Here is a 20813-nt window from a genome sequence, read left to right on the forward strand (position 1 = left end):
CGCGAGTTCTCGGTCTCCACGCCCTTTTTCGTCCGAGTCGCGCGGATGACCACCTGCCCCCAGCGCGCGCTTGCGCGACGCATCCCAAGGCGTGCACAGCATCGCGGTCGGCGCCCTGTTTGCGCCTTGACCCAGGTCAAGGCTTCGTCAAGGCCGTGTGTCGGCTGAAGTCCAGCGTTCGGCGATGCAGGCAACGACGAAGGCAGTGCGACGACGGGCGTGCGTGGCGGCATTTCCCGGAAGTTCTACAGACGGTGATGCCGATGGACCGCACAGAAGGCACCGCGCCAGACTGCCTGTGATCCCCAAACCCAAAGCCAGCGATGCGATCAAGCAGCGCTTGGGCAGCGCTTCGGAGCGATATCATTCATGGCCAGTCAGCAGAACATTGCAGCCAGCTGCACCGAGTCCGTCGCAGCGCGACGTACGGAGGGCCTGGCGGTGTTGGAACGCTTCACACCACGCATGGGGCGCCAGTACGCCAACGGCCGCAATGTCGACCGCGGGCCGGGTAAGCACCGGGACGTCTCGCTGCTCTCGCCCTATCTGCGCCGGCGCCTCGTGCTGGAACAGGAGGCGGTGGCCGCCGCCCTCGGGTCCCACGGTCTGGAAGGCGCGGAGAAGTTCATTCAGGAGGTTTTCTGGCGCGGCTACTTCAAGGGGTGGCTGGAGCGTCGGCCTTTGGTGTGGTCGGCTTACCGCGATGGCCTGGTGCAGGATCTGGCCACCCTGGACAAGGACCGGCGCCTGCGCCGGCAGGTTGAGCAGGCTGAAGCCGGCACCACTGGGCTCGAGTGCTTCGACGCCTGGGCCGAAGAGCTGCGCGAGACCGGCTATCTGCACAACCACGCGCGCATGTGGTTCGCCTCCATCTGGATCTTCACCTTTGACCTGCCGTGGCGGCTGGGCGCGGATTTCTTCTATCGCCATCTGCTTGATGGAGATCCGGCATCCAATACGCTGAGCTGGCGATGGGTTGCTGGGCTGCATACCCGCGGCAAGCCCTATGCCGCACAGGCGTGGAACATCGCCAAGTTCACCCAGCAACGCTTCCGCCCACGCGAGTGCGATCTGGCCGGTGCGGTGCACGGACTGGAGCATCTGGAGCCGGAAGGCCTTCCAGACGTCCAGCCGCTGCGTGTGCCGCGGGCGCCCGATCCGGCGCTGCCGTCTGCCCTGCTTCTGACCGAAGAGGATTGCCGAGCCGAGGATTTCCCGCTGGCCGACATGGATATTCGCGCCGCCGCGACGCTGGAGGCCAGTCATCTGCGTTCGCCGCGCGAGGTCGCCCCGCAGGTGGTGGCCTTCGAGCAGGGTGCGCTACGCGATGCCGCCGAACGCAGTGGTCTGGCCGCGACCGCCATGCGCGCTGGCGTCCCGGAGGATCTTGCCCTGTGGGCACGCCGCGCCGGCGTGCGCCAGATCGTTACGCCCTATGTGTCCTTTGGTCCGCTGCGCGACTGGCTCGACGAAGCCGCACCAGCGTTGGAGGCCGAGGGCGTGGCTCTGAGCGAGTGGCGGCGGGATTGGGATACGGCGATCTGGCCCCACGCCACGGCTGGCTTCTTCAAGGTCAAGAAGCAGATTCCCCGCATCCTGCGCGAGGTCGGGTTGGCATGATGATTCTCGTAGCGGATACACCGCCCTGGCGGGATGTGCTGCGCTGTGGTCAGCCCGTCTTGGCTCATGCGCCTTGCACGGCATGCCACCAGCCGCGTCACCGTCTGGAGCGATCCCGATGCTGACCATCCTGGCCCTGCTCCTCACCGCCTTGCTGTTCGGTGGCATGGTGCTCTACGCCTTCGGCTTTGCGGCCTTTCTGTTCACCGCCTTGCCGGCCGAGACGGCGGGGGCGACGATCCGACGCGCCTTCCCGCATTTCTATCTCTTCGTTTTGATCAGTGCAGCAGTGGCGGCTGGCCTGCTATGGCCTGAGGACCCGCTTGGAGCTGTGCTGCTCGCGGCCATCGCCTTGAGCACCATCCCCACGCGCCAGAGGCTGATGCCGGCCATCAACCGTGCCACCGATAGCGGAGCCACGTCGCGCTTTCGCTGGCTGCATGCCGCCTCGGTCATGATCACGCTGACGCACATCGCACTGGCCGCCTGGGTGCTGATCCGCTTTTTGCCCGCGGCATAGCCGGGGCGCTAGGCTGCCGGCGTGGACGCCATCCGACTCTGCCTGCTCGCCGATACCCACGGCATTCTCGATCCACGGATCGCAGCCGTGGCGCAGGGCTGTGATCACGTCGTCCATGCCGGGGATATCGGCAGCGAGGCGGTGCTAGACGAGTGCGCCGCTGGCACCGCCTCCGTGCATGGCGTGCGCGGCAACAACGATACCGCCGAGAAGTGGCGTGGCGATCCCGCGATCTGCGCGCGCCTGCCAGCGTCCATCCGTCTTGCGCTGCCGGGGGGCACCCTGGCGGTGGTGCACGGTGACGCATGGCCCGCAAGGGACCGCCATCGCCGTCTGCGTGCGGCCTACCCGGATGCCGCCGCCGTGCTCTATGGCCACAGTCACCGACTGATCGTGGATGACAGTGCACGGCCGTGGATTCTCAATCCGGGCGCCGCGGGGCGTGCCCGCACCTATGGCGGGCCCAGTTGCCTGCTGCTTTCTGTCAGCGACTCGGCGTGGGAGATTGCGGTGCAGCGCTTTGCAAAGGCGTGAGCCAGCGCGCGGCGGCCATTAAAGAAGGCCGAACCAGTACACCCCCAGGGCCATGCAGCCGAGGATGATGCCGTAGCCCAACAGGATGGGGAGACCGTCCTCTGCTGTCAGGCCGATGCCGAAGCAGATCAGGCTCAGCGCCGGTATGGCCGCGGCGAAGGGCACGAAGCCCATAACGATGATGAGGACGCCGGTTGCAACGCCGGCGCCGCACAGGGCGGCAAGCGCGGGGCGGTTGTTGTGCAGGAAGCCGAGCTGCTTGCGAAACAGTCGGTCGGCCCTCTGAATCCACGGCCGGGCGCGGCAGATCGAGCGATCCAGCAGGTGTTGCGGGATCGTCATGCGCATCAGCCGGGACGGCAGCCATGGGCGCTGTGGCTTGATCAGCATCTGCCCGAAGAGCAGGATCGTCAGCAGCCCGATGACATCGGGCATCAGTGGAATCCCGCCCGTGGGCAGGGCCTGGATCAGCCCGAGGATCAGCAGCACTGGCCCAAAGGAGCGCGTGCCGAAAGTCTCGAAGATTTCGCGCAGCGACACGGCGCCGTCGCCATCCAGGTCGGCCGCCTGCAATTGATTGAGCACCCCCTCGAGGGTGTCGATGCGTGCGCTGCCGTGGACGGTGCGCTGGGGCAGTTGGCGGGCGTCGTCGCTCAGGGCGCCTTCTCCTTGTTCGTTATCCAAAGGCATTGATGCGGCTGGAGCCTAAGGATCGCGCCTTAAGCTTCCCTGTCCGGGGTATGCAGGCGTATGGTTTCTGGCGCTATCGCAGACGGATTAATGAGAGGTGATGCATGGCGAGGATGGTTGCCGTTGGGAGCCGGGCCTTGGGAGTCTGCGTGCTGCTGGCTGCAGGGCTGGGGTCGCCGGCGTTGCTGGCCCACCCCAGTGCGGAGGTGCATGCGGAGGCGGTCACGCCCGAGCGCGAGCGGCGCACTGCCGAGGTGCTGGGGCTGGAGGGGCCGAGCGAGACTCACGGCATCACGTCCGTAGAGGCCCTGGGCGCGATCGATCTTGCCACCGAGTTCCCCGGCCTCGAAGGCCGCGTCTTCCGCGCACGCGTCATCACCATCGCCCCCGGCGGGGTGGTGGCAGTGCACCGCCACGACGGACGGCCGGGCTACGCCTACATTCTGGAGGGAGAGGCGGTGGAGCACCGCAATGATCACCCCGAGCCCATCGTCCGTCGTGCCGGCGCGGTGGCCGTCGAGCGCAGCGGCGTCGCGCACTGGTGGGAAAACGTATCGGACGCACCGATGCGTGCGTTGGTGGTCGATATCGTGGCCGAGGAGCCAGCCCAGTAATTCGTGTCCGCAGGCTGCCCGTGCCGATTTGAGGAGACCGGGTGCGCTATCGCGACGCACTGCCCCGCGCGGAGTCCGTGCGCGGTGGATACCACGATGGGGGCAGAAGCGCCCGGATCTCGGGGCGTCCATAGCGGGGGTCGATGAGGATAGCGACGCCTTCGTCGTCCTGGGTGCGGATGGTGCGCCCTACGGCCTGGATCACCTTCTGCAGACCTGGGTAGAGATAGACGAAGGGCCAACCGCTGCCTTCGCCGAAGGACCGTTCCACCTGCGCCGCCATCCTGTCGCGGAAAGGCGTCACCGGTGGAATGCCAAGGGTCGTCACGAAAACGCCTGTCAGGCGGTCGCCGGGCAGGTCGATCCCCTCACCGAAGGCGCCACCGAGCACCGCGAAGGCCACGCCACGTCCGCCGTGCTCAAAATCCTGCACGAAGGCGCTGCGCTGCGCATCGGACATCGCGGAAGACTGCCGCCGCTGCGGCACGTCCGGATGCAGTCGCGCCAGGGCTTCGGCAACCGCCTGCAGGTAGGCGAAACTGCTGAAAAAAGCCAGGTAGTTGCCGGGCCGGTAGTGGAACTGGGTCGCGATCAGCGTGGCGATGCGCGGCGCCGAGGCGCGGCGCTGTGGCATGCGGGTGGGGATGCGCGTAACGGTGCGCACACGCAGCTGTCCATCGGCAAAGGCGGAAGGCGCATCGCACCAGCGAAAGCGTGCGTCCGGCAATCCCCACATGCGCTGATGGTATTCGGGCGGCGTCAGCGTGGCGGAGAAGCCCACCAGGGCGCGGGCGCGGTGTATCGCGGGTGCCAGATGCGGTGCCGGGATGACGTTGTGGATGGCGAACTGTGTATTGACGGTGCCGAACAGATCGCTGCTGCGTGCGGCCTCGACCGTGATGTCGCACAGCGCGTGGCGGCCGAACCCCTCGGCGAGGCGTTGCACCGCCAGCAATTCGAAGTAGCGCTGCAACAACTCCGGCTCGGTGTGGGAGCCTGTGGTGTTGAGGTGGCTGCCGAGCGCCGCAACGCTCTTGTTGAGGGCCTGGACCAGCGGCTCCGGCGGGGTCTCCGGCGGAGCCGTATCGGCGTTCTCGGCAGCGGCCTCATCCTGCGGCGCAAGGTCGTCCAGGCAGCGGTCCAGCCGTGCCAGTGCCTGACGGACGTCGGCCGGGGCGCCGCGTCCCGCTTCCCGCAGCGGCGTCTGCGCGATGGCCGCCGAATACATGCTCCGCGCCCGCTCGATGAGGTTGTGCGCCTCGTCGATCAGCACCCCCGGACGCCAGCGATTCTGAAGGCTGAGCGCGTAGAGCAGGGCGCTGCGGTCGAAGTAGTAGTGCAGATCGCCGATCACGATATCGGCCCAGCGCGCCATTTCCTGTCCGAGGTAATAGGGACAGACCTGATGCTGCGCGGCGGTGGCGCGCAAGGAGTCCAGGTGCAAGGCTGGCAGATCACGGGCGGCGATGCGCGCCGTCGGGAGCCGGTCGAAGAAGCCGCGCGCCAGCGGGCAGGAGGCACCGTGGCAGGCCTTGTCGGGATGCTCGCAGGCCTTCTCGCGCGAGGTCAGTGTGAGTACGCGCAGCGGCAGTGCGCCCTGGGCGGGCTGGAGCTGGTCGAGCGCCTTCTGCGCTTCGAATTGGGTGCTCGTCTTGGCGGTGAGATAAAAGAGCCGATCGACCGCGCCCCGACCCAGAGCGCGCAACGCCGGATAAAGCACCCCCAGGGTCTTGCCGACGCCGGTGGGGGCCTGCGCCAGCAGAGTATGGCCTTCCTCCATGGCCGCATCGACCGCCTGCATCAGGTGGCGCTGTCCGTCAGGCACGGCGGCATAGGGGAAGGACAGCGCCTGCAGGGCGTGATCGCGCTGTTGGCGATGCGCCTCCAATGCCTGCGCCCACGCGAGGTAGTCGGCGGCTCGCGCTTCGGTGATGGCGATCAGGCGTTGGGCATCCCCGTCGATGTCCTCGATCTGCTCGTCCCGGCGATCGACGTCGAAATAGACCAGCCGCAAGGTCACGGCCGCTTTTCCGTGCATCAGGCAGTAGAGGGCACCGTAGGTCTCGAGCTGGGCGCGGTGCAGTGCGCGGTGGTTGTCGGGCATGGCGGCGAGATCACCTCGGAAGGTCTTGATCTCCTCCAGGGCTTCGGCATCGGTGTCCAGTCCATCGACGCGACCGCGCAGGCGCAGGCCGTTGACGGTGGCATCCAGGGCAACTTCCTGCTGATAGCCCGGGCCCCGACGCGCCACTACGAAGCGGTGACCCGCCATGCCTTCCTCGGCGCTGGGTGCGGGGGTGAAGCGATGATCGAGATCGCCCGACTTGGCCACGAAGGCGCAAAAGGCGCGGACGCCGGCGCTAATCGGCTCCGAGGATTCCAATGCCTGTGTCTTGGTCACAGCGAAGGCTGCGGGTCGGGTGCAACAGGTACCGGTGTGGCGCGTGCCAGCGCCATCCAGGTGCCGAAATCCAGCGTCACCGCCGCACGGGGGGCCGCCCGCAGCAGGCGCAGGCATGCATCCTCCGCCTGCAGCACGCCGCATTCCTCCGGCACCTCGGACGGATCGGCAATGCCCTCGGCGAGCACGTAATAGCAGCAGCCGGCGAGGGCGCGATAACCCGCGCGCTTGTCCGGATTGCGCAAATCGCCGAGCAGGTCGGCGCGGCTCGTCTTGATTTCGTGGACCATCGGGGCGAGGCCCTCGCTGCGCGTGGTGTGCCGGATCGAGAAGACATCCGGCCGCAAGCGCAGCCAGCGATCACCGGGCTTGGCGCGCAGCGGCAGCTCGGCATAGGCGATGCGCCCTTCCAGGGCGAGCTGCTCGGCAACCCGCTGAACCAGCTCGGCGTGGGTACTGCGTGCGTGCTGGTTGCGGCGGCGCTGCGTGCTGAGGGCCTGCAGGCCTGCGGGGCTTGGCTGCAGGAAGACGTGGCCGCTGCTGGGGGTGATGCGCTCGAGCAGCCCGGCGGCCAGCAGATCCAGTTCCAGGGCGTCGTGACACGGCCAACCCGCCGAGCGAACCATCTGGCGCAGGCGGCTCCAGTGCGCACGGCTGAGCGCCGGCATGGGCGGAGCATTCTGGGCGGTCATCTCGCGCCTGGACCGTGTTCGACCCTGGGAGACCGGAGGAGCGGGGCGATCAGCGCCATCATGCGCCTATGGTAGCGAGGCAGCGCCCCCTTGTTGTGCCGCTACATGGGCACGGTGCGGTCAGGGAGGATTCAGCGTTAAAGCGGTGGGGTAGGGGCACGCTTGTAAACAAGGATGCCCGGATGCAGACAGAACTCGCCCTCACCGACATGGTGATCCGGCTGGGCGCGGCAGTGGCATTGGCTGCGGTCATCGGCCTCGAGCGGCAGCTCAAGAATCGGCCCGCCGGACTGCGCACGCACATGCTGGTTGCGCTGGGCTCGGCGGCCTTTCTGCTGGTCGGGCTCGAGATTCTCATGGCCACCGCCGAGGGGGACCCGTCGGCGCGCATCGATCCGACCAGGATCGTCGAGGGTGTCATTGGCGGCATCGGCTTTCTCGGCGCCGGCAGCATCATTCAGAGCCGCGGCAGCGTGCACGGCATCACCACGGGTGCCGCCATCTGGATTGCAGGTGCGATCGGCGTGGCCTGTGCCACCGGCAATCTGATCCTCGCCGCTCTGGTGACCCTGCTAGCTCTGATCATTGTTCTGGTGATGGGATTGCTGGAGCGCGAGATGACCGACGATCCCCGCCCCGCATCGGACGGGTCTTCAAGAGATGAGGGCACACGGCGTAGCCCGGAGAATTGAGCGTGCGCTGAAGCGTTTTGATGCACAGGGTGGAAAGCGTCATCAAGTGGTTACAAAAGCCCCACGGACCTGTCATCTGTGCTCATTAACCTCCGCGAACTATTCCAATAGTTCCACCATCAAGAGGTTTCGCACGCATGGATCGTCAACGCCGCAAGGGCAGCGCTCGCCTGTCCAACAGCTCCAGCCCGTCTCTGAACGAGCTTCTCGAGATGCAGGTTTCCCGCCGCCATACCTTGCGCGGCGGCCTGGGTCTGGCTGCATCCACTGTCTTCGCCGGTGCCGGTGTCAGCGCCCTGGCGGGCTGCTCCGACAGCAACGGTGGTGGTAGCAGCAACATCCCCAGCGAACTCAAGTTTGCGTCGGTGCCGGGTTCCAATCAGGACAATGTGACGATTGTCCCCGAGGGCTTCAATTTCCAGATTCTCGCCCCTTGGGGCACGCCCATCGTCGGCAGCCTGCCGGCCTACGCGGGTGACGGCACCAATACGGCGGCAGACCAGGCCCAGCAGGTGGGTCAGAACCACGACGGCATTCACTACTTCCCGCTCAACGACAGCGAGAAGGGCCTGCTCGTGATGAACCACGAATACACCAACTCGACGCTGTACGCCGGCGACGGCCGCCAGGAAGACGAGAACGGCCGTCCCACCGACGTCGACGAAGTGCGCAAGGATATCCGCGCCCACGGCGTGTCGGTGATCGAGATCTTCCGCAATGGCACGCAGTGGGAGATCGATACCACCAGCCCGTTCAACCGCCGCATCACGGTGGAAACGGAGATGGAGATCACCGGCCCGGCGCGCGGTCACGAACTGCTGCGCACGCCGTTCAGTGCCGGTACCCGCACGCGCGGCACGGTGAACAACTGCGGCAAGGGCGACACGCCGTGGAACACCTACCTGACCTGCGAAGAGAATATCCAGGGCTACTTCGTCACCAGCGATGCCAATCCGCCGCGCGCCACTGCGCGCATGGGCATCAACGAGAACGGCTTTGGCTATTTTTGGAATGCCGTGGCCGGCGACCCCTCCGAAACCGCAGGCGAATTCGCGCGCTTCGACGTGTCGACCGGTGGCGGCTGGGAGAACGAAGCCAACAACTTCGGCTGGATCGTCGAAATCGATCCCAAGCAGCCCAATCTGGCGCCGAAGAAGCGCACCGCCATGGGCCGTTTCCGTCACGAAGGCTGCCAGCCGGGCCGCATCCGCGCCGGCGAGCCGATCGCCTTCTACATGGGCGACGACGCGCGTTTCGAATATCTCTACAAGTTCGTCACCGCCGACGCGTGGAATCCGAACAATCCGGACCCCGACATGCTGGACAAGGGCACGCTCTACGTCGCCAAGTTCAGCGTCGATGGCACTGGCGAATGGATCGCCCTGACGCTGGACAACCCGACCCTGGCGGCCGAGTTCTCTGACATGGGCGAGCTGCTGGTGAACACCCGAACTGCCGGTGACCTGGTGGGCGCGACACCGATGGACCGCCCCGAGTGGACCGCCGTCGATCCGAATACCGGGGAGATGTACGTCACGCTGACCAACAACACGCGCCGCGAGACGCCGAGCGACGACGCCGGCGAAAACGCCGCCAACCCGCGTACGCCAAACACGCACGGCCACGTGCTGCGTCTGCGCGAAAACGGCGACCGCGCCGAAGCCACTGCTTTTGTCTGGAACAACTTTGTCTTCGGCTCGCCGGCCAGCGCCGATGAGAACTTCAACCTGTCCGGTCTGACGGCCGACAACGAGTTTGGTGGCCCCGACGGCCTCTGGTTCGACCCGCGCGGCGTGCTCTGGATTCAGACCGACAATGGCGCGCCGCTCGACTACGGCGACGATCCGAACGACCAGATGCTGGCCGTCATCCCGGCCCGTCTGGGCAGCGACAGCATCACCGCCGAGAATCAGGCGCAGCTCAAGCGCTTCTTCGTTGGGCCCAGCGACTGCGAAGTCACGGGCGTGATCATGACGCCGGACCTGAAAACGATGTTCCTCAATGTCCAGCATCCGGGCGGCAGCTGGCCCTTGAATAACGGCACCGCGCGGCCGCGTTCGGCCACGGTGGTCATTCAGAAGGACGACGGCGGCGAGATCATTTAGCCCCACATTCGATAGCGTTGTTCTCGGCCCGGGCGCGTGCATCGCCCGGGCCGATTTCGTTTGAGGTTGTGCGTTGCAAGGCGGCCGCAAGTCACGATTGCGTGTACTTCCCATCTGACATACCGCTTTCATGACGGGTCCGCTAGACTGAACGGCCGGTCAAGAAGCGCAGACCGGTACACAGACACACAAGGAGGAAGGGATGACTCTGAAGCAGTCAGTGAGGGTGGCTGTCGCTGCTGTGATGGCGCTGGGCGCAACGGCCGCGCAGGCGCAGTTGCTGGGAGGCACGCTGCAGCGTGTCGGCAACGAGCTGGGAACAGTGCTGCACGCGGACAATCCGAATGCGATTTCCGGGCAGTACATCGTCGTCCTCAAAGACGAAACCGGCCCGATTGCTGAGACGGTGCAGACACTGCTCTCGACGGTGGGTGGCAGCTTCCTGGCGGAGCTACCCATCATCAATGGCGCACTGGTTCGGGTGGATGGGCTGTCCGCCCGCATCCTCGCCGCCAATCCGCAGGTCGACTACGTCGAGCAGGACCAGATGATGTCGATCACCAATACCGTGGCGCAGACGCCAGCGACCTGGGGCCTGGACCGCAGTGACGAGCGTGCGCGCATGCTCGACAACCAGTACCGCTATCCAGCGGACGGTGGCGCCGGTACGCATATCTACGTGATCGATACGGGCATCCGCAGCACGCACCGCGAGTTCACCGGTCGCGTGGGCGAGGGGCGCAACTTTGTCGGCGGCAGCTCCGGTGGTCTGTTCGGGGGGCTCTTCGGCGGATTGCTCGGCGGCCTCTTCGGCGGTGGCAGCGTGGATCCCACCGATTGGGAGGACTGCAATGGCCATGGCACCCATGTTGCCGGCACCGCAGCCGGCACGACCTACGGCGTGGCCAAGGCGGCGACCGTCTATGGTGTTCGCGTACTCGGCTGCAACGGCAGTGGCTCCAACTCGGGCGTGATCGCGGGCGTGGACTGGGTGGCGAACAATGCCAATCAGCCCGCGGTGGCCAATATGAGCCTCGGCGGTGGTGCATCCACGGCGCTTGACGATGCCGTGCGCAACGCGGTCAACCGCGGTGTGGTCATGGTTGTTGCGGCGGGTAATGACAATACCGACGCGTGCAATGGCTCGCCGAATCGTGTGGCTGAGGCCATCACTGTGGGTTCCACTACGCAGAATGACAGCCGCAGCAGCTTCAGCAACCGTGGGGTCTGCGTCGATATTTTTGCTCCGGGCAGCAACATCACCTCGGCCTGGTATCAGAGCGATACGCAGACCAATACCATCAGCGGCACCTCGATGGCCTCGCCCCACGTGGCGGGAGCAGCGGCTCTGCTGCTCGATGAAGCGAGCGCCCCGGCGGCGGTCTTTGATCTGCTGCTCGACGATGCCACGACGGGTGTACTCAGCGGCATCGGTGCGGGTTCGCCGAACACCCTGTTGTACGTTCGACCCCAGTAAGTCGTCCGAGAAATAATCCTTCAACGGGCGCCCTAGGGCGCCCGTTGTCGTTCAGGTCTCAGCTACCCATGCGCTGGCGTAGCTGACCAGCGACCCAGCTCCCGCCGAGCATGGCGGCGACGAAGGCAAGAACCGCCGGCGCGCCGGTGACTATGGCGGTGACGGCGGGGCCGGGGCAGAAGCCGGCGATACCCCAGCCAATGCCGAACAGGAGCGCGCCGGCGATCAGCGGCAGATCGATGTCATTGCGCTCGGGGAGGTGAAAGCGCCCGTCCAGAATCGGGGTCTCCCGCTTCAGCACGAGACGGAAACCCGGCACGGTGATCAGGAGCGCGCCTCCCATAACGAAGGCCAGGGTGGGGTCCCAGCTTCCGGCCACATCCAGAAAATTGAGCACCTTGGCGGGATTGACCATGCCGGAGATGACCAGACCGAGGCCGAAGAGCAAGCCGGCCGCTAGCGATGCGATGGGATGCGCCTTCATGCCGCACCTCCGAAGACGTGACGAATGAGGTAGACGGTGACCGCTGCGGAAACCATAAAGACGGCCGTTGCGGCGAGAGAGCGGCTGGAGAGACGGCCAATGCCGCAGACGCCATGTCCGGATGTGCAACCACTGCCCAGCCGTGTGCCGAAGCCCACGATGGCACCGGCCAGGGCGAGCACGGGCCATTCAGCCGCCAACTGCACGTCGAGGCCGTCCTGCGTCAAGGCATAGCCAAGGGCGGCGATCAGCATCCCGATCACGAAGGTGAGGCGCCAGGCGACTTCGCCCCGTTGTGGGCTGATCAGTCCGCCGACAATGCCGGAAATACCGGCGATGCGGCCATTGGCCCACAGCAGCAGCAGTGCCGAACTACCGATCAGCAGGCCCCCGAGTAATCCGGTGAGGGGGGTAAAACTGGTTTCCATGACGGCTCTCCCAAGGCAGATGTGGTGGGTGAAACCCACCGCGTACGGCTTTGCATAATACCCCTGGGGGTATATGATGGGCAAGCGATCGCGGGCCGGATGTCCCGTGAACGGGCGAAGGAGTGGCAATGGAAGATTCCCGACAGGCACTGACGCAGCGGCTCCGCCGCGTGGAAGGACAGCTGCGCGGCGTGCAGAGAATGATTGGTGAAGGTCAGGACTGTGAGGCCGTGGCCCATCAACTGGCAGCAGCCCGTCGCGCACTCGACCGCGCCTTTTTCGAGATGATGGCCTGCGCGGTATCCGAAGAAGTCGGCCGCCATGTCGCACTGAGCGAAGATCTGGAAGCAGGGGTTCGCGAGATGAGCCGCATCCTTTCCAAATACGCCTGAAGTATTTGCCGGCCATTCCATGTCCACCGGAGAAAGCCGTCATGCACAGAGCCTTCCGACCGCGGCGTACGGTCCGTAGCCGATGCGCCGGCTGCGGTACGGTAGCCCTCATCATCGCTGCACTGAGCGGCGGCTGGACGTCGGCCTACGCACAGGAGGATGCCGCCAAGGAAGCGGCCGCCGTCGTCCAGCGCTTTGCCAGCACCCTGCAGGGCGAACTGCAGAGCGCGATGCGAAGCGGCGGGCCGGTCGAGGCCATCAGGGTCTGCCGGGAGGTGGCGCCAGCCATCGCGGCGCAGCTGTCTCGCACGTCCGGCTGGCAGGTCAAGCGGGTCAGCCTGAAGGTGCGCAACCCTGCCATCGGTCTGCCCGATGCCTGGGAGCAGGAACAGCTGTTGCGCTTTGCCGACGCGCTCAAACGGGGGGCGGAGCCACCACTGCGGCATTTCGCGCGGGTGCAAGAGCCCATGGGCATGGCGTCACGCTACCTGCAGGCGATCCCAACGCAGCCAGCGTGCCTTGTCTGCCATGGCGCGGCCGAGGCACAGCCTGCGGAGTTGCGCGCAGTCTTAGAGGAAAACTATCCGCATGACGCCGCCACCGGTCACGCGCTGGGTACGCTGCGAGGCGCCTTTTCGCTCAAACGGATCGACAACCGGTAGTCGGATCGGTGTCGATGTTCCGACGCTGCGCAGCCGTGCTGTCGATGCGCCGACACCTCAGCTGTCAGGGGTGATGCTGTAACCACCAGCGCTCCAGTGTGGTCACGGTGCGCTGGATCAGCTCGCGTGCACTGTTGTCCTCAAGCGCCAGTTCGCCGCCGATCCGCACGCCATCCCGCGTCGGCGTCACAGAGGTCACGCGCATCGCAACCTTCAAGTCGCGCTCGGGCAGGGGAAGCACGCATTCCACCGTCGTATCCGGTGCAATCGAGGTGCTTTCCGCTGCCAGCAGGATGGCCACGCCGGATGTCGACAGGTCGAGCAGGCGGGCATGGATGGCGTGGTTGTCTATGATGAGTCGCGCGGGGGTCTGGACCACCGTGCTGGGAACGGAGACCCGATAATCGCGCCGCTTCTGGTAGTGGCTGATACGCGTAGGCCAGTCCAGCACCAGGTTGTCGTCCCCGGTGTCATCGGCGGCGATCAGGCTGTCGATCTGGGCGACGAAGATGAGGGCGGCACCATCGACGTGACTGCGCGCGTAGACCTTCGTTCCCGGACGAAAGTCCGCCGCTTGCGGGCGGGGCCGGGGCGCATCCAGCACCAGATAGCGGTGGGTCAGGTCCAGCGACAGCAGGATCGAGCTGAATTCCTTGGGGCTCTGCGCTGCGCGTAGCGTGATGACATTGCGCATGCGGCGCAGACGGACTAGCAGGCGCGCGGCTTCCTGTGGGTCCTCGACCAGGCCGGTGAGTTCGGCGTCAACGCGACTGGTAGCGGACTCGGCCATCGGCGGAATATTGCGCGGCGTGCAGGCCGAGGGCATCGATGACCTGCCGTGTCTGTCCCAGTCGGGCCTGCAACATGATGCGGAGTTGTCGTTGGGTGCTGCCCAGTGCGGCTTGTGTTTCGGGCGGTGCCTGCTGCAGGGCTCGGGCATGCCGTTGCACCGCGCCAAGCAGGGCCTGTGCCTGCTGCTGGATCTGGCCTTCGTCGCCGTTGGCCAGTGCGGCCGCCAGCGCGTCCTGCGCCTGCATCAAGGGCTGCAAGCCGTCGTCCGGAGCGGCGGCTGTCGCGCTCGGATTCATCGACCGCGGCCGGCCAGGTCAGCTTCGAGGACGATCATGGCGTCGGCAATGCGCTCGCCGCTGGGCTGATAGCGGCCTTCGGCAACCTGTGCACGCAGTTCGGCCACGCGCTGGCTGTCGAAGGGAGGCGGGGCATTGGTTTGGGCGCGGGAGGCAAGCACGGCGGAATCACCCTTGGCGTCATTGGGCGCAGCGGCCGCATCGGCCTTGCGGACCTCGCCGCCAGCGGCTGCGGCGCGGGTGGCAGCCAGGGCGTTTGAGGATTCGATTTTCATGGCAGCAGACTCGTTGTTCGACGAACTCGCTGGTGTTATCGACGCCTGTCCGGAAAACTTGAGCCATGCATTTCCGGGAATGATTGGATTCATCGGGCAACCTCCACCGTACCGGCTGCGATCACCGTGGCTTCCACGGTGCGCCCGGACTGATTGTTGCGGACGCGGATCTGCTCATGACGCGCGCCGTGGGACAGCGCCTGTCCCTTCATGCGCACCTCGATGCCGTGATTGCGGCTCAGGATCGTCACGGTATCGCCGGTGGACACCATGCGTTCCTGTTCCAGATCGTTGGGGCTGAGCACCTTGCCGACAGGGAGCGCGCGGCGCACGCGACGCCCGACCAGACCATCCCGGTTTTCGAACCAGCCGTAGCCGAGCGTCGCCGTACTGCGTTGCTGAAGACTGAAGTCGGAGGCCTGCAGACTGCTGCCGGCGGCCACAGGGCGGGTCAAGACGGCGACCAGCGCCTCGCCATTGCTGCGCGCGGGTACGTAGATGCGCCAGGCCGGGGCCTCGCAGTGGATTTCAATGCTGGCGCCGGTGCGCGAGCGGGCGCGCACGCGGGCTTCGGGCGCCTGTGTGCAGCGCGGTACCCGGGTATTGGGGTCGACCGCGATCTGCACGCTGTCGGCGCCCATGGCCCTGGCCGCTGCCGTTCGCAGGCGCTCTGGATCCTCCCACTGGGCGTGCGCGGCACTGGCGAAACCGCCAAGGACCGACAGAAGCCCGACGAGAAGAAGGTGATTCCAGCGCATGATGCCCGCCGTGAAGAGGATGTCTGGAGCATGCAGCAATCCCCATGCCTCGGCCGCTTGTCTCCGACGAGTGGCAAAAGCTTCAGTCTGGCCGGTCGTTTGCCGATGATGGCGCCATGGATACCGGACTACTGCAATCAATCGACCAGCAAACGCGGCTGGCAGGCTACAACCGCCTGGCGCTGCTGCTGTTCTCTCTCGGCGGCAAGGCGACCTTCGGTATCAACGTCTTCAAGGTACGCGAAGTGCTGCCCTGTCCAAAGCTGCAGCAGGTCCCGCGCGCGCATCCGCTGGTACGCGGTGTCTTTGATTGCCGCGGCGTCGTGCTGCCCGTTCTTGATTTGAGCGCTGCCCTTGGTCTCGGCAGCAGCAACCCGCAGTACGTCATCGTCACCGAATTCAACCGCCACATGCAGGCTTTTGCCGTCGGCGGTGTCGAGCGCATTCTGCACGTCGACGTGGCCGATGTATTGCCGCCGGATGATCCGGAAGGATTCCTGACCGCGATGACGCGCTACGACCAGCGCACGGTACAGATCGTCGACGTCGAGCGGGTGATGGCGGAAATCAACAATATTCATGTGGGTGCGGCGGTGGACGATGATGCCGGCAGCAGTGGATGGCGCGCGCTCATCGCTGACGATTCGCAGATTGCCCGGCGCCAGGTGGAAGAAACCGTGCGGGCGCTCGGTATCAAGTGCATTTGCGTACCGGACGGCGAGCGCGCCCTGGTCTGGCTGCGTGAACAGGCCCAGTTTGGCCATCTCGACGATGTCGCCCTGGTCGTCTCCGATGTGGAGATGCCGCGCCTGGATGGCTACGCACTGACCGCGGAGATCCGTCGCGAGCCCGCGTTGCAGGATCTCTACATCGTGCTGCATACCTCGCTCTCCGGTGTGAGCAACCGCGCCATGGTCGACCGGGTTGGGGCCGATCGCTTCATCACCAAGTTCAGCCGGGAAGAGCTGTCGCGCGCGGTCAGTGAACGGCTCGATCAGTTGATGGCCAGAAACGCCGCCTAGGCGCTTTGGCGTCAGCCGTGCGCCGCTGAGCGGTGCTCGCCCGACCGCTCGTCGGCCTCGGGCTCAAGTCAACGGCGAGGGGAATGGCGGTTGCTGGAATGCGGGTGCATCCGAATCCGGTTGACCTGCCATGTCTCACCCTCTCTTTGGAATCCACGGCGCAGCCCTGCAGCTTCAGGCGCGGCGCATGGAAATGATCTCCGGCAATCTGGCGAACGCGGATACCCCTGGCTATCGCGCCCAGGATCTGGACTTTCAGGCGACGCTGGAAGCGATGGCGTCGGACAAGGGCAAGAGCAGCCGCACCGTCAACGCGGTGGAAGAGGCGCGCACGATCTATCGCACCGTCAGCCCCGCATTGGATGAGAACACCGTGGACATGGCGCGTGAGCAGGCGGCCTTTGCCGATGCCTCGCTGCGCTATGAAGCCGCGCTGCGCTTTGTCGATGGCCGCATCTCCGGCCTGATGACCGCGATTCGCGGTCAGTAGGAGCCACCATGAGCAGCCTTCGCATCTTCGATATCGCCGCCAGCGCCATGAGCGCGCAGAACACGCGGCTCAACGCCACGGCCAGCAACCTGGCCAATGTCGACAGCGTGGCGGCCTCACCCGAGCAGGCCTACCGAGCCCGCGTGCCGCTATTCCAGACCGTCATGGACGCCGCCGGCGTGGCCGGAGTGCGCACCGACGGCGTGGTCGATTCCCAGAAGCCGCCCGAGGCGCGCTACGAGCCGGGTCACCCCATGGCTGACGCAGAGGGCTACATCTACGCCCCGGCGATCAACACCGTGGAAGAGATGGCCAACATGATCTCTGCTTCACGTTCCTATCAGAATGCGGTGGACGTGATGTCCACGTCGCGCGATCTGATGCTCGCCACACTGCAGATCGGGAGGTCCTGATGGACATCGCAAGCACCGGTAGCAATCCCTTTTCCGCACTCGGTCTGACGCGCGAGCAGCCGCAGAAGGGCAAGCAGGAACTGGGGCAGCAGGATTTCCTGGAACTGATGCTGGCGCAGGTGCGCAATCAGGATCCGCTGAAGCCGCAGGCCAACGGCGAGTTTCTGGGGCAGATGGCCCAGTTCTCAATGGTCGACGGCATTCAGCAGCTCAATACCGGATTTGACGATCTCGGCTCCCGCCTTGCGGGCGAGCAGACCCTGGCCGCGGCCAACCTGCTGGGGCGCGATGTGCTGGTGCCGGCCATGGCGCGCACCACCGGTGACGGACTGCAGGGCATCGTCGAGCTGCCAGGCCCGGCCAACGAGGTGCGCGTCGACATTCTCAATCCGGCGGGCGAGACCGTCCGCAGCCTGAGCGTCGATGGCAGCCGTGGCGGCGATGTCGCCTTTGCCTGGGATGGCCGCGACAGCAAGGGCAATCTTCTTCCCGTCGCCGAGTATCGCGTTGCCGCACGCACCGTCGACAACGGCCGCAATACGCAGCTTTCTACCTATCTGTCCGCACCGGTTTCCGCGGTGACGCGAGATGGCGCCACCGTGCAACTCGAACTTGACGGACTTCCGCCGGCTTCCATGTCGGATATCCGTCGCATTGCCTGATCACCGGGTTCGCCCAAGGAGCATCACATGTCCTTCACCGTAGCGCTGACCGGCCTCAACGCCGCCAACGAAAACCTCAAGGTCACCAGCCACAACGTAGCCAACGCCAACACCACGGGCTTCAAAGGCTCGCGTGCCGAATTTGCCGATGTCTTCGCCAATGGCGGTCAGGGTCTGACCGATCGCACCGTCGGCAGCGGCGTGCGTCTCGCCTCGGTGCGCCAGCAGTTCGACCAGGGCTCCATCGAGTTCACCAACAAGGCACTCGACGTGGCCATCTCCGGCGACGGTTTCCTGACCTTTGCCAAGGGGGACGAACTGGTCTACTCGCGCAACGGCGCGCTCGGCACTGATCGTGACGGCTTCGTGACCAATGCCCAGGGTGCGCGCCTGCAGGTCTTCCCGGCCAGCGCCGATGGCTTTGATACCGGTCAGTTGCAGGATCTGCGCGTCTCCACCGCGGACAATCCGCCGCGCGCCACCCAGAGCATCGAAGCCGCGCTGAATCTACCGGCCCAGGGCGACGTGCCCGTGAACACGCCGTTTGATCCGAGTGATGCCTCGACCTTCAGTCACACCACCTCAGTGACCGCCTACGATTCGCTGGGCACGCCGCGCACCGCCTCGCTGTATTTCACGCGGACCGCCACCGACGGTGAGTGGGAACTGCGTACCCAACTCGACGGCCAGGCGGTAGGCGCCGCCCAGACCATCACATTCGACAGCAGCGGCCAGATCGCCACCCCTGCGGGCGGCCAGATCACGCTGCCGGCGGCACCCGTGACCGGCGGTGCCGATGATCTCAACCTGACCCTGGACGTCTCCAACATCACGCAGTTCGGTGGTGGTTTCGCGGTTAACGCGCTGCGCCAGGATGGCTTTGCGACCGGCCGCATGACGGGGATCGAAATCACAAAGGAAGGCATCGTCCAGGCCCGCTTCACCAATGGCCAGGCCGAGCAGCTGGGGCAGATTGCCCTGACCGAATTCGCCAATCCGGAAGGGCTCTCCAAGCTGGGTGATACCGCCTGGGGCGAAAGCTTCACCTCCGGGCCGGCGGTCCGTGGCGTGGCCGGCTCCGGCAATCTTGGCACGGTGGAATCCGGCGCCCTGGAGGCCTCCAATGTCGATCTGACCAAGGAGCTGGTCAACATGATCACGGCGCAGCGCAGCTTCCAGGCCAACGCGCAGATGATCACCACCTCGGATCAGGTCACGCAGACCGTCCTGAACATCCGTCGCTAAGCCGGCCGCTGAATCATGGATCGCGCACTCTACGTTGCTGCCAATGCCGCCACGCTCGCCCTGCGGGCGCAGGCGGCCAACAGCAACAATCTCGCCAACGCCACCACCACCGGCTTTCGTGCCGAAATGGTGGCCTCCGAGGCCATGCCGCTGTCGGACTCCCGCCAGTATTCGCGGGCGTACGAAGCTGGCTTCTCGGCGGCCGATGGTGCGATCCAGCACACCGGCAATCCGCTGCATGTGGCCATGCAAGGCGACCACTATCTGGAAGTCCTTGGGCCCGATGGCGACGCCGCCTATACCCGCGCGGGCGATCTGCGCCTGAATGCCAACGGCCAGTTGCTCAATGGTGCCGGCCACCCGGTGATGGGCGTGAATGGGCCGATTGCGCTGCCGCCGCATCAAAGTGCGTCCATCGGTAGCGACGGCACGATCAGCATCGTGCCCGAAGGGGCTGCCGGCGGCACCTTGGTTCAGATTGGCCGCCTCCGCGTGATGGACATTGCGCCGCAGGATCTGCAACGCAGCCCAGATGGTTTGCTGCGCCTGACCGAGAACGCGGTGGCGAATCCCGCTGTGGGCGAGGTCCTTCAACCCGGTGCCGTCGAAGGCGCCAACGTCAATACCGCCGAGTCGCTGGTCAAGATGATCGAGCTGGCGCGGCAGTTCGAACTCAACGTGAATCTGATGCGCAGCGTGGATGAAAACGCCGCCGCAGGTTCGCGCCTGATCCGCCGTGGCTAGGAGATAGCGCCATGATGAAAGCCCTCTGGGTCGCAAAGACCGGTCTCGACGCGCAGAACACGCGCATGTCCGTGGTCTCCAACAATCTGGCCAATGCCAACACCACTGGATTCAAGCAGGATCGCGCGGTGTTCGAGGACCTGCTCTACCAGACCGTGCGCCAGCCCGGCGGCGCCACCACGCAGCAGAGCGACATGCCCACCGGCATGATGCTCGGCACTGGTGTGCGCGTGGCCGCCACCGAGAAGAATCACGCCCAGGGCAATATGCAGCAGACCGGCAACGCGCTGGACATCGCTGTGGACGGTCGTGGTTTCTTCGAGATTCAGATGGCCGATGGCAGCCTGGCCTACTCGCGCGACGGCAGCTTCAAGCTGTCGGCGCAGGGTGAGCTGGTCAACAGTCAGGGCTTCCTGCTGCAGCCGGCAATCAATATTCCGCAGGGCGCGCAGAGCATCACCATCGCCGCAGACGGCACCGTGACGGCCAAGCTGGCCGATCAGGCACAGCCGCTGGAGCTGGGCCGGCTGACATTGACGGATTTCGTCAATCCGTCGGGTTTGCAGGCGCGTGGCGGCAATCTCTACGTCGAGACTGCCGCCAGCGGCCCGCCTCAGCAGGGGACGCCGGGCCTTAACGGCCTGGGTTCGATGGTGCAGGGCTCGCTGGAAGCCTCCAACGTCAACATCGTGGAGGAGATGGTCGCCATGATCGAGACCCAGCGCGCCTATGAAATGAATTCCAAGGCAGTCAGTGCAGCAGACGAGATGCTGCGTTTCGTGAACCAGCAGCTCTAGGTGCACTC

The 20813-nt window shown here is 65.7% G+C and carries 25 protein-coding genes; 16 read left to right on the top strand and 9 right to left on the bottom strand.

What is annotated here, in order from left to right; translation table 11 throughout:
• The first annotated feature begins 369 nt into the window (after positions 1–369).
• The 3 genes from ACOOFO_RS07470 to ACOOFO_RS07480 all read left to right on the top strand — a co-directional run bounded on the left by ACOOFO_RS07470 (position 370) and on the right by ACOOFO_RS07480 (position 2674).
• Positions 370–1620, top strand: coding sequence for an FAD-binding domain-containing protein (locus ACOOFO_RS07470; protein ID WP_420429493.1), 1251 nt, complete (start codon positions 370–372; stop codon positions 1618–1620).
• Positions 1621–1738: 118 nt separating this feature from the next.
• Positions 1739–2140 carry a DUF4149 domain-containing protein gene (locus tag ACOOFO_RS07475; RefSeq protein ID WP_420429495.1) on the top strand — a complete coding sequence of 134 codons (402 nt, stop codon included), beginning with the start codon at positions 1739–1741 and terminating at the stop codon, positions 2138–2140.
• Between the two features lie 21 nt (positions 2141–2161).
• Complete coding sequence (locus ACOOFO_RS07480) at positions 2162–2674, top strand: metallophosphoesterase family protein (protein ID WP_420429497.1); 513 nt, start codon at positions 2162–2164, stop codon at positions 2672–2674.
• An 18-nt stretch (positions 2675–2692) separates the two neighbouring features.
• Here ACOOFO_RS07480 and ACOOFO_RS07485 read toward each other — a convergent pair whose 3' ends face one another.
• The gene (locus ACOOFO_RS07485; RefSeq protein WP_420429499.1) at positions 2693–3358 is read right to left on the bottom strand and encodes an exopolysaccharide biosynthesis protein; all 666 of its coding nucleotides are present in this window, start codon (positions 3356–3358) and stop codon (positions 2693–2695) included.
• Between the two features lie 155 nt (positions 3359–3513).
• On the opposite strand from ACOOFO_RS07485, the gene ACOOFO_RS07490 reads away from it, so the two are divergent.
• On the top strand, positions 3514–3978 hold the full coding sequence (locus ACOOFO_RS07490; protein ID WP_420429501.1) for a cupin domain-containing protein: 465 nt from the start codon (positions 3514–3516) through the stop codon (positions 3976–3978).
• A 46-nt stretch (positions 3979–4024) separates the two neighbouring features.
• Here ACOOFO_RS07490 and ACOOFO_RS07495 read toward each other — a convergent pair whose 3' ends face one another.
• Together ACOOFO_RS07495 and ACOOFO_RS07500 are read right to left on the bottom strand one after the other, a co-directional pair.
• Positions 4025–6379: a helicase C-terminal domain-containing protein gene (locus ACOOFO_RS07495; protein ID WP_420429503.1), complete on the bottom strand. Its 2355-nt coding sequence runs from the start codon at positions 6377–6379 to the stop codon at positions 4025–4027.
• Positions 6376–7047, bottom strand: a complete 672-nt coding sequence (locus ACOOFO_RS07500; protein WP_420429505.1) for a hypothetical protein — start codon at positions 7045–7047, stop codon at positions 6376–6378. The genes ACOOFO_RS07495 and ACOOFO_RS07500 overlap by 4 nt, the downstream gene beginning before the upstream one ends.
• Positions 7048–7253: 206 nt before the next feature.
• Between ACOOFO_RS07500 and ACOOFO_RS07505 the strand changes: the two genes are divergently transcribed.
• The 3 genes from ACOOFO_RS07505 to ACOOFO_RS07515 all read left to right on the top strand — a co-directional run bounded on the left by ACOOFO_RS07505 (position 7254) and on the right by ACOOFO_RS07515 (position 11345).
• Positions 7254–7763, top strand: a complete 510-nt coding sequence (locus tag ACOOFO_RS07505) for an MgtC/SapB family protein (protein ID WP_420429507.1) — start codon at positions 7254–7256, stop codon at positions 7761–7763.
• A gap of 137 nt (positions 7764–7900) precedes the next feature.
• Positions 7901–9868: a PhoX family protein gene (locus ACOOFO_RS07510; RefSeq protein WP_420429509.1), complete on the top strand. Its 1968-nt coding sequence runs from the start codon at positions 7901–7903 to the stop codon at positions 9866–9868.
• 202 nt (positions 9869–10070) lie between these two features.
• Positions 10071–11345, top strand: a complete 1275-nt coding sequence (locus ACOOFO_RS07515; protein ID WP_420429511.1) for a S8 family serine peptidase — start codon at positions 10071–10073, stop codon at positions 11343–11345.
• Positions 11346–11403: 58 nt separating this feature from the next.
• Here ACOOFO_RS07515 and ACOOFO_RS07520 read toward each other — a convergent pair whose 3' ends face one another.
• Both ACOOFO_RS07520 and ACOOFO_RS07525 read right to left on the bottom strand, forming a co-directional pair.
• Entirely contained in the window at positions 11404–11829 is a 426-nt protein-coding gene (locus ACOOFO_RS07520) for a DUF6691 family protein (RefSeq protein ID WP_420429513.1), read from the bottom strand.
• Positions 11826–12257, bottom strand: coding sequence for a YeeE/YedE family protein (locus ACOOFO_RS07525; protein ID WP_420429515.1), 432 nt, complete (start codon positions 12255–12257; stop codon positions 11826–11828). Before ACOOFO_RS07525 ends, ACOOFO_RS07520 begins: the two co-directional genes overlap by 4 nt.
• A gap of 128 nt (positions 12258–12385) precedes the next feature.
• Between ACOOFO_RS07525 and ACOOFO_RS07530 the strand changes: the two genes are divergently transcribed.
• Together ACOOFO_RS07530 and ACOOFO_RS07535 are read left to right on the top strand one after the other, a co-directional pair.
• On the top strand, positions 12386–12649 hold the full coding sequence (locus ACOOFO_RS07530) for a metal-sensing transcriptional repressor (RefSeq protein WP_420429517.1): 264 nt from the start codon (positions 12386–12388) through the stop codon (positions 12647–12649).
• Positions 12650–12690: 41 nt separating this feature from the next.
• On the top strand, positions 12691–13311 hold the full coding sequence (locus tag ACOOFO_RS07535) for a Tll0287-like domain-containing protein (protein ID WP_420429519.1): 621 nt from the start codon (positions 12691–12693) through the stop codon (positions 13309–13311).
• A gap of 64 nt (positions 13312–13375) precedes the next feature.
• Here the strand turns inward: ACOOFO_RS07535 and ACOOFO_RS07540 are convergent, their stop codons facing one another.
• The 4 genes from ACOOFO_RS07540 to flgA form a co-directional block, all read right to left on the bottom strand.
• Positions 13376–14101, bottom strand: a complete 726-nt coding sequence (locus tag ACOOFO_RS07540; RefSeq protein WP_420429521.1) for a flagellar brake protein — start codon at positions 14099–14101, stop codon at positions 13376–13378.
• Complete coding sequence (locus ACOOFO_RS07545) at positions 14073–14399, bottom strand: hypothetical protein (RefSeq protein ID WP_420429523.1); 327 nt, start codon at positions 14397–14399, stop codon at positions 14073–14075. The genes ACOOFO_RS07540 and ACOOFO_RS07545 overlap by 29 nt, the downstream gene beginning before the upstream one ends.
• Positions 14396–14674 (bottom strand): flagellar biosynthesis anti-sigma factor FlgM, encoded by a 279-nt coding sequence (gene flgM, locus ACOOFO_RS07550; RefSeq protein WP_420429525.1) that lies wholly within the window; start codon positions 14672–14674, stop codon positions 14396–14398. Before flgM ends, ACOOFO_RS07545 begins: the two co-directional genes overlap by 4 nt.
• An 89-nt stretch (positions 14675–14763) precedes the next feature.
• Positions 14764–15471: a flagellar basal body P-ring formation chaperone FlgA gene (gene flgA, locus ACOOFO_RS07555; protein ID WP_420429527.1), complete on the bottom strand. Its 708-nt coding sequence runs from the start codon at positions 15469–15471 to the stop codon at positions 14764–14766.
• A gap of 77 nt (positions 15472–15548) precedes the next feature.
• Between flgA and ACOOFO_RS07560 the strand changes: the two genes are divergently transcribed.
• The 7 genes from ACOOFO_RS07560 to flgG all read left to right on the top strand — a co-directional run bounded on the left by ACOOFO_RS07560 (position 15549) and on the right by flgG (position 20805).
• Positions 15549–16454: a chemotaxis protein gene (locus ACOOFO_RS07560; protein ID WP_420429529.1), complete on the top strand. Its 906-nt coding sequence runs from the start codon at positions 15549–15551 to the stop codon at positions 16452–16454.
• Positions 16455–16641: 187 nt separating this feature from the next.
• Positions 16642–16944 (top strand): flagellar basal body rod protein FlgB, encoded by a 303-nt coding sequence (flgB, locus tag ACOOFO_RS07565; RefSeq protein ID WP_420429531.1) that lies wholly within the window; start codon positions 16642–16644, stop codon positions 16942–16944.
• Between the two features lie 8 nt (positions 16945–16952).
• Positions 16953–17357 carry a flagellar basal body rod protein FlgC gene (flgC, locus tag ACOOFO_RS07570; protein WP_420429533.1) on the top strand — a complete coding sequence of 135 codons (405 nt, stop codon included), beginning with the start codon at positions 16953–16955 and terminating at the stop codon, positions 17355–17357.
• The gene (locus tag ACOOFO_RS07575; RefSeq protein ID WP_420429535.1) at positions 17357–18019 is read left to right on the top strand and encodes a flagellar hook assembly protein FlgD; all 663 of its coding nucleotides are present in this window, start codon (positions 17357–17359) and stop codon (positions 18017–18019) included. Before flgC ends, ACOOFO_RS07575 begins: the two co-directional genes overlap by 1 nt.
• A 27-nt stretch (positions 18020–18046) precedes the next feature.
• Positions 18047–19264: a flagellar hook protein FlgE gene (gene flgE, locus ACOOFO_RS07580; RefSeq protein ID WP_420429537.1), complete on the top strand. Its 1218-nt coding sequence runs from the start codon at positions 18047–18049 to the stop codon at positions 19262–19264.
• Positions 19265–19279: 15 nt separating this feature from the next.
• Complete coding sequence (locus ACOOFO_RS07585) at positions 19280–20008, top strand: flagellar basal body rod protein FlgF (protein WP_420429539.1); 729 nt, start codon at positions 19280–19282, stop codon at positions 20006–20008.
• 11 nt (positions 20009–20019) lie between these two features.
• Positions 20020–20805 (top strand): flagellar basal-body rod protein FlgG, encoded by a 786-nt coding sequence (gene flgG, locus ACOOFO_RS07590; RefSeq protein ID WP_223057582.1) that lies wholly within the window; start codon positions 20020–20022, stop codon positions 20803–20805.
• The last annotated feature ends 8 nt before the right edge of the window (positions 20806–20813 follow it).

It is taken from the genome of Algiphilus sp. (assembly GCF_965216485.1).
Taxonomy (GTDB): domain Bacteria; phylum Pseudomonadota; class Gammaproteobacteria; order Nevskiales; family Nevskiaceae; genus Algiphilus.

Coding starts and splice junctions, on each gene's coding strand:
- ACOOFO_RS07470 (WP_420429493.1), top strand. CDS start 370: ATGGCCAGTCAGCAGAACATTGCAGCCAGCTGCACCGAGTCCGTCGCA.
- ACOOFO_RS07475 (WP_420429495.1), top strand. CDS start 1,739: ATGCTGACCATCCTGGCCCTGCTCCTCACCGCCTTGCTGTTCGGTGGC.
- ACOOFO_RS07500 (WP_420429505.1), bottom strand. CDS start 7,047: ATGCCGGCGCTCAGCCGTGCGCACTGGAGCCGCCTGCGCCAGATGGTT.
- ACOOFO_RS07505 (WP_420429507.1), top strand. CDS start 7,254: ATGCAGACAGAACTCGCCCTCACCGACATGGTGATCCGGCTGGGCGCG.
- ACOOFO_RS07510 (WP_420429509.1), top strand. CDS start 7,901: ATGGATCGTCAACGCCGCAAGGGCAGCGCTCGCCTGTCCAACAGCTCC.
- ACOOFO_RS07515 (WP_420429511.1), top strand. CDS start 10,071: ATGACTCTGAAGCAGTCAGTGAGGGTGGCTGTCGCTGCTGTGATGGCG.
- ACOOFO_RS07520 (WP_420429513.1), bottom strand. CDS start 11,829: ATGAAGGCGCATCCCATCGCATCGCTAGCGGCCGGCTTGCTCTTCGGC.
- ACOOFO_RS07525 (WP_420429515.1), bottom strand. CDS start 12,257: ATGGAAACCAGTTTTACCCCCCTCACCGGATTACTCGGGGGCCTGCTG.
- ACOOFO_RS07530 (WP_420429517.1), top strand. CDS start 12,386: ATGGAAGATTCCCGACAGGCACTGACGCAGCGGCTCCGCCGCGTGGAA.
- ACOOFO_RS07535 (WP_420429519.1), top strand. CDS start 12,691: ATGCACAGAGCCTTCCGACCGCGGCGTACGGTCCGTAGCCGATGCGCC.
- ACOOFO_RS07540 (WP_420429521.1), bottom strand. CDS start 14,101: ATGGCCGAGTCCGCTACCAGTCGCGTTGACGCCGAACTCACCGGCCTG.
- ACOOFO_RS07545 (WP_420429523.1), bottom strand. CDS start 14,399: ATGAATCCGAGCGCGACAGCCGCCGCTCCGGACGACGGCTTGCAGCCC.
- flgM (WP_420429525.1), bottom strand. CDS start 14,674: ATGAAAATCGAATCCTCAAACGCCCTGGCTGCCACCCGCGCCGCAGCC.
- ACOOFO_RS07560 (WP_420429529.1), top strand. CDS start 15,549: ATGGATACCGGACTACTGCAATCAATCGACCAGCAAACGCGGCTGGCA.
- flgB (WP_420429531.1), top strand. CDS start 16,642: ATGGAAATGATCTCCGGCAATCTGGCGAACGCGGATACCCCTGGCTAT.
- flgC (WP_420429533.1), top strand. CDS start 16,953: ATGAGCAGCCTTCGCATCTTCGATATCGCCGCCAGCGCCATGAGCGCG.
- ACOOFO_RS07575 (WP_420429535.1), top strand. CDS start 17,357: ATGGACATCGCAAGCACCGGTAGCAATCCCTTTTCCGCACTCGGTCTG.
- flgE (WP_420429537.1), top strand. CDS start 18,047: ATGTCCTTCACCGTAGCGCTGACCGGCCTCAACGCCGCCAACGAAAAC.
- ACOOFO_RS07585 (WP_420429539.1), top strand. CDS start 19,280: ATGGATCGCGCACTCTACGTTGCTGCCAATGCCGCCACGCTCGCCCTG.
- flgG (WP_223057582.1), top strand. CDS start 20,020: ATGATGAAAGCCCTCTGGGTCGCAAAGACCGGTCTCGACGCGCAGAAC.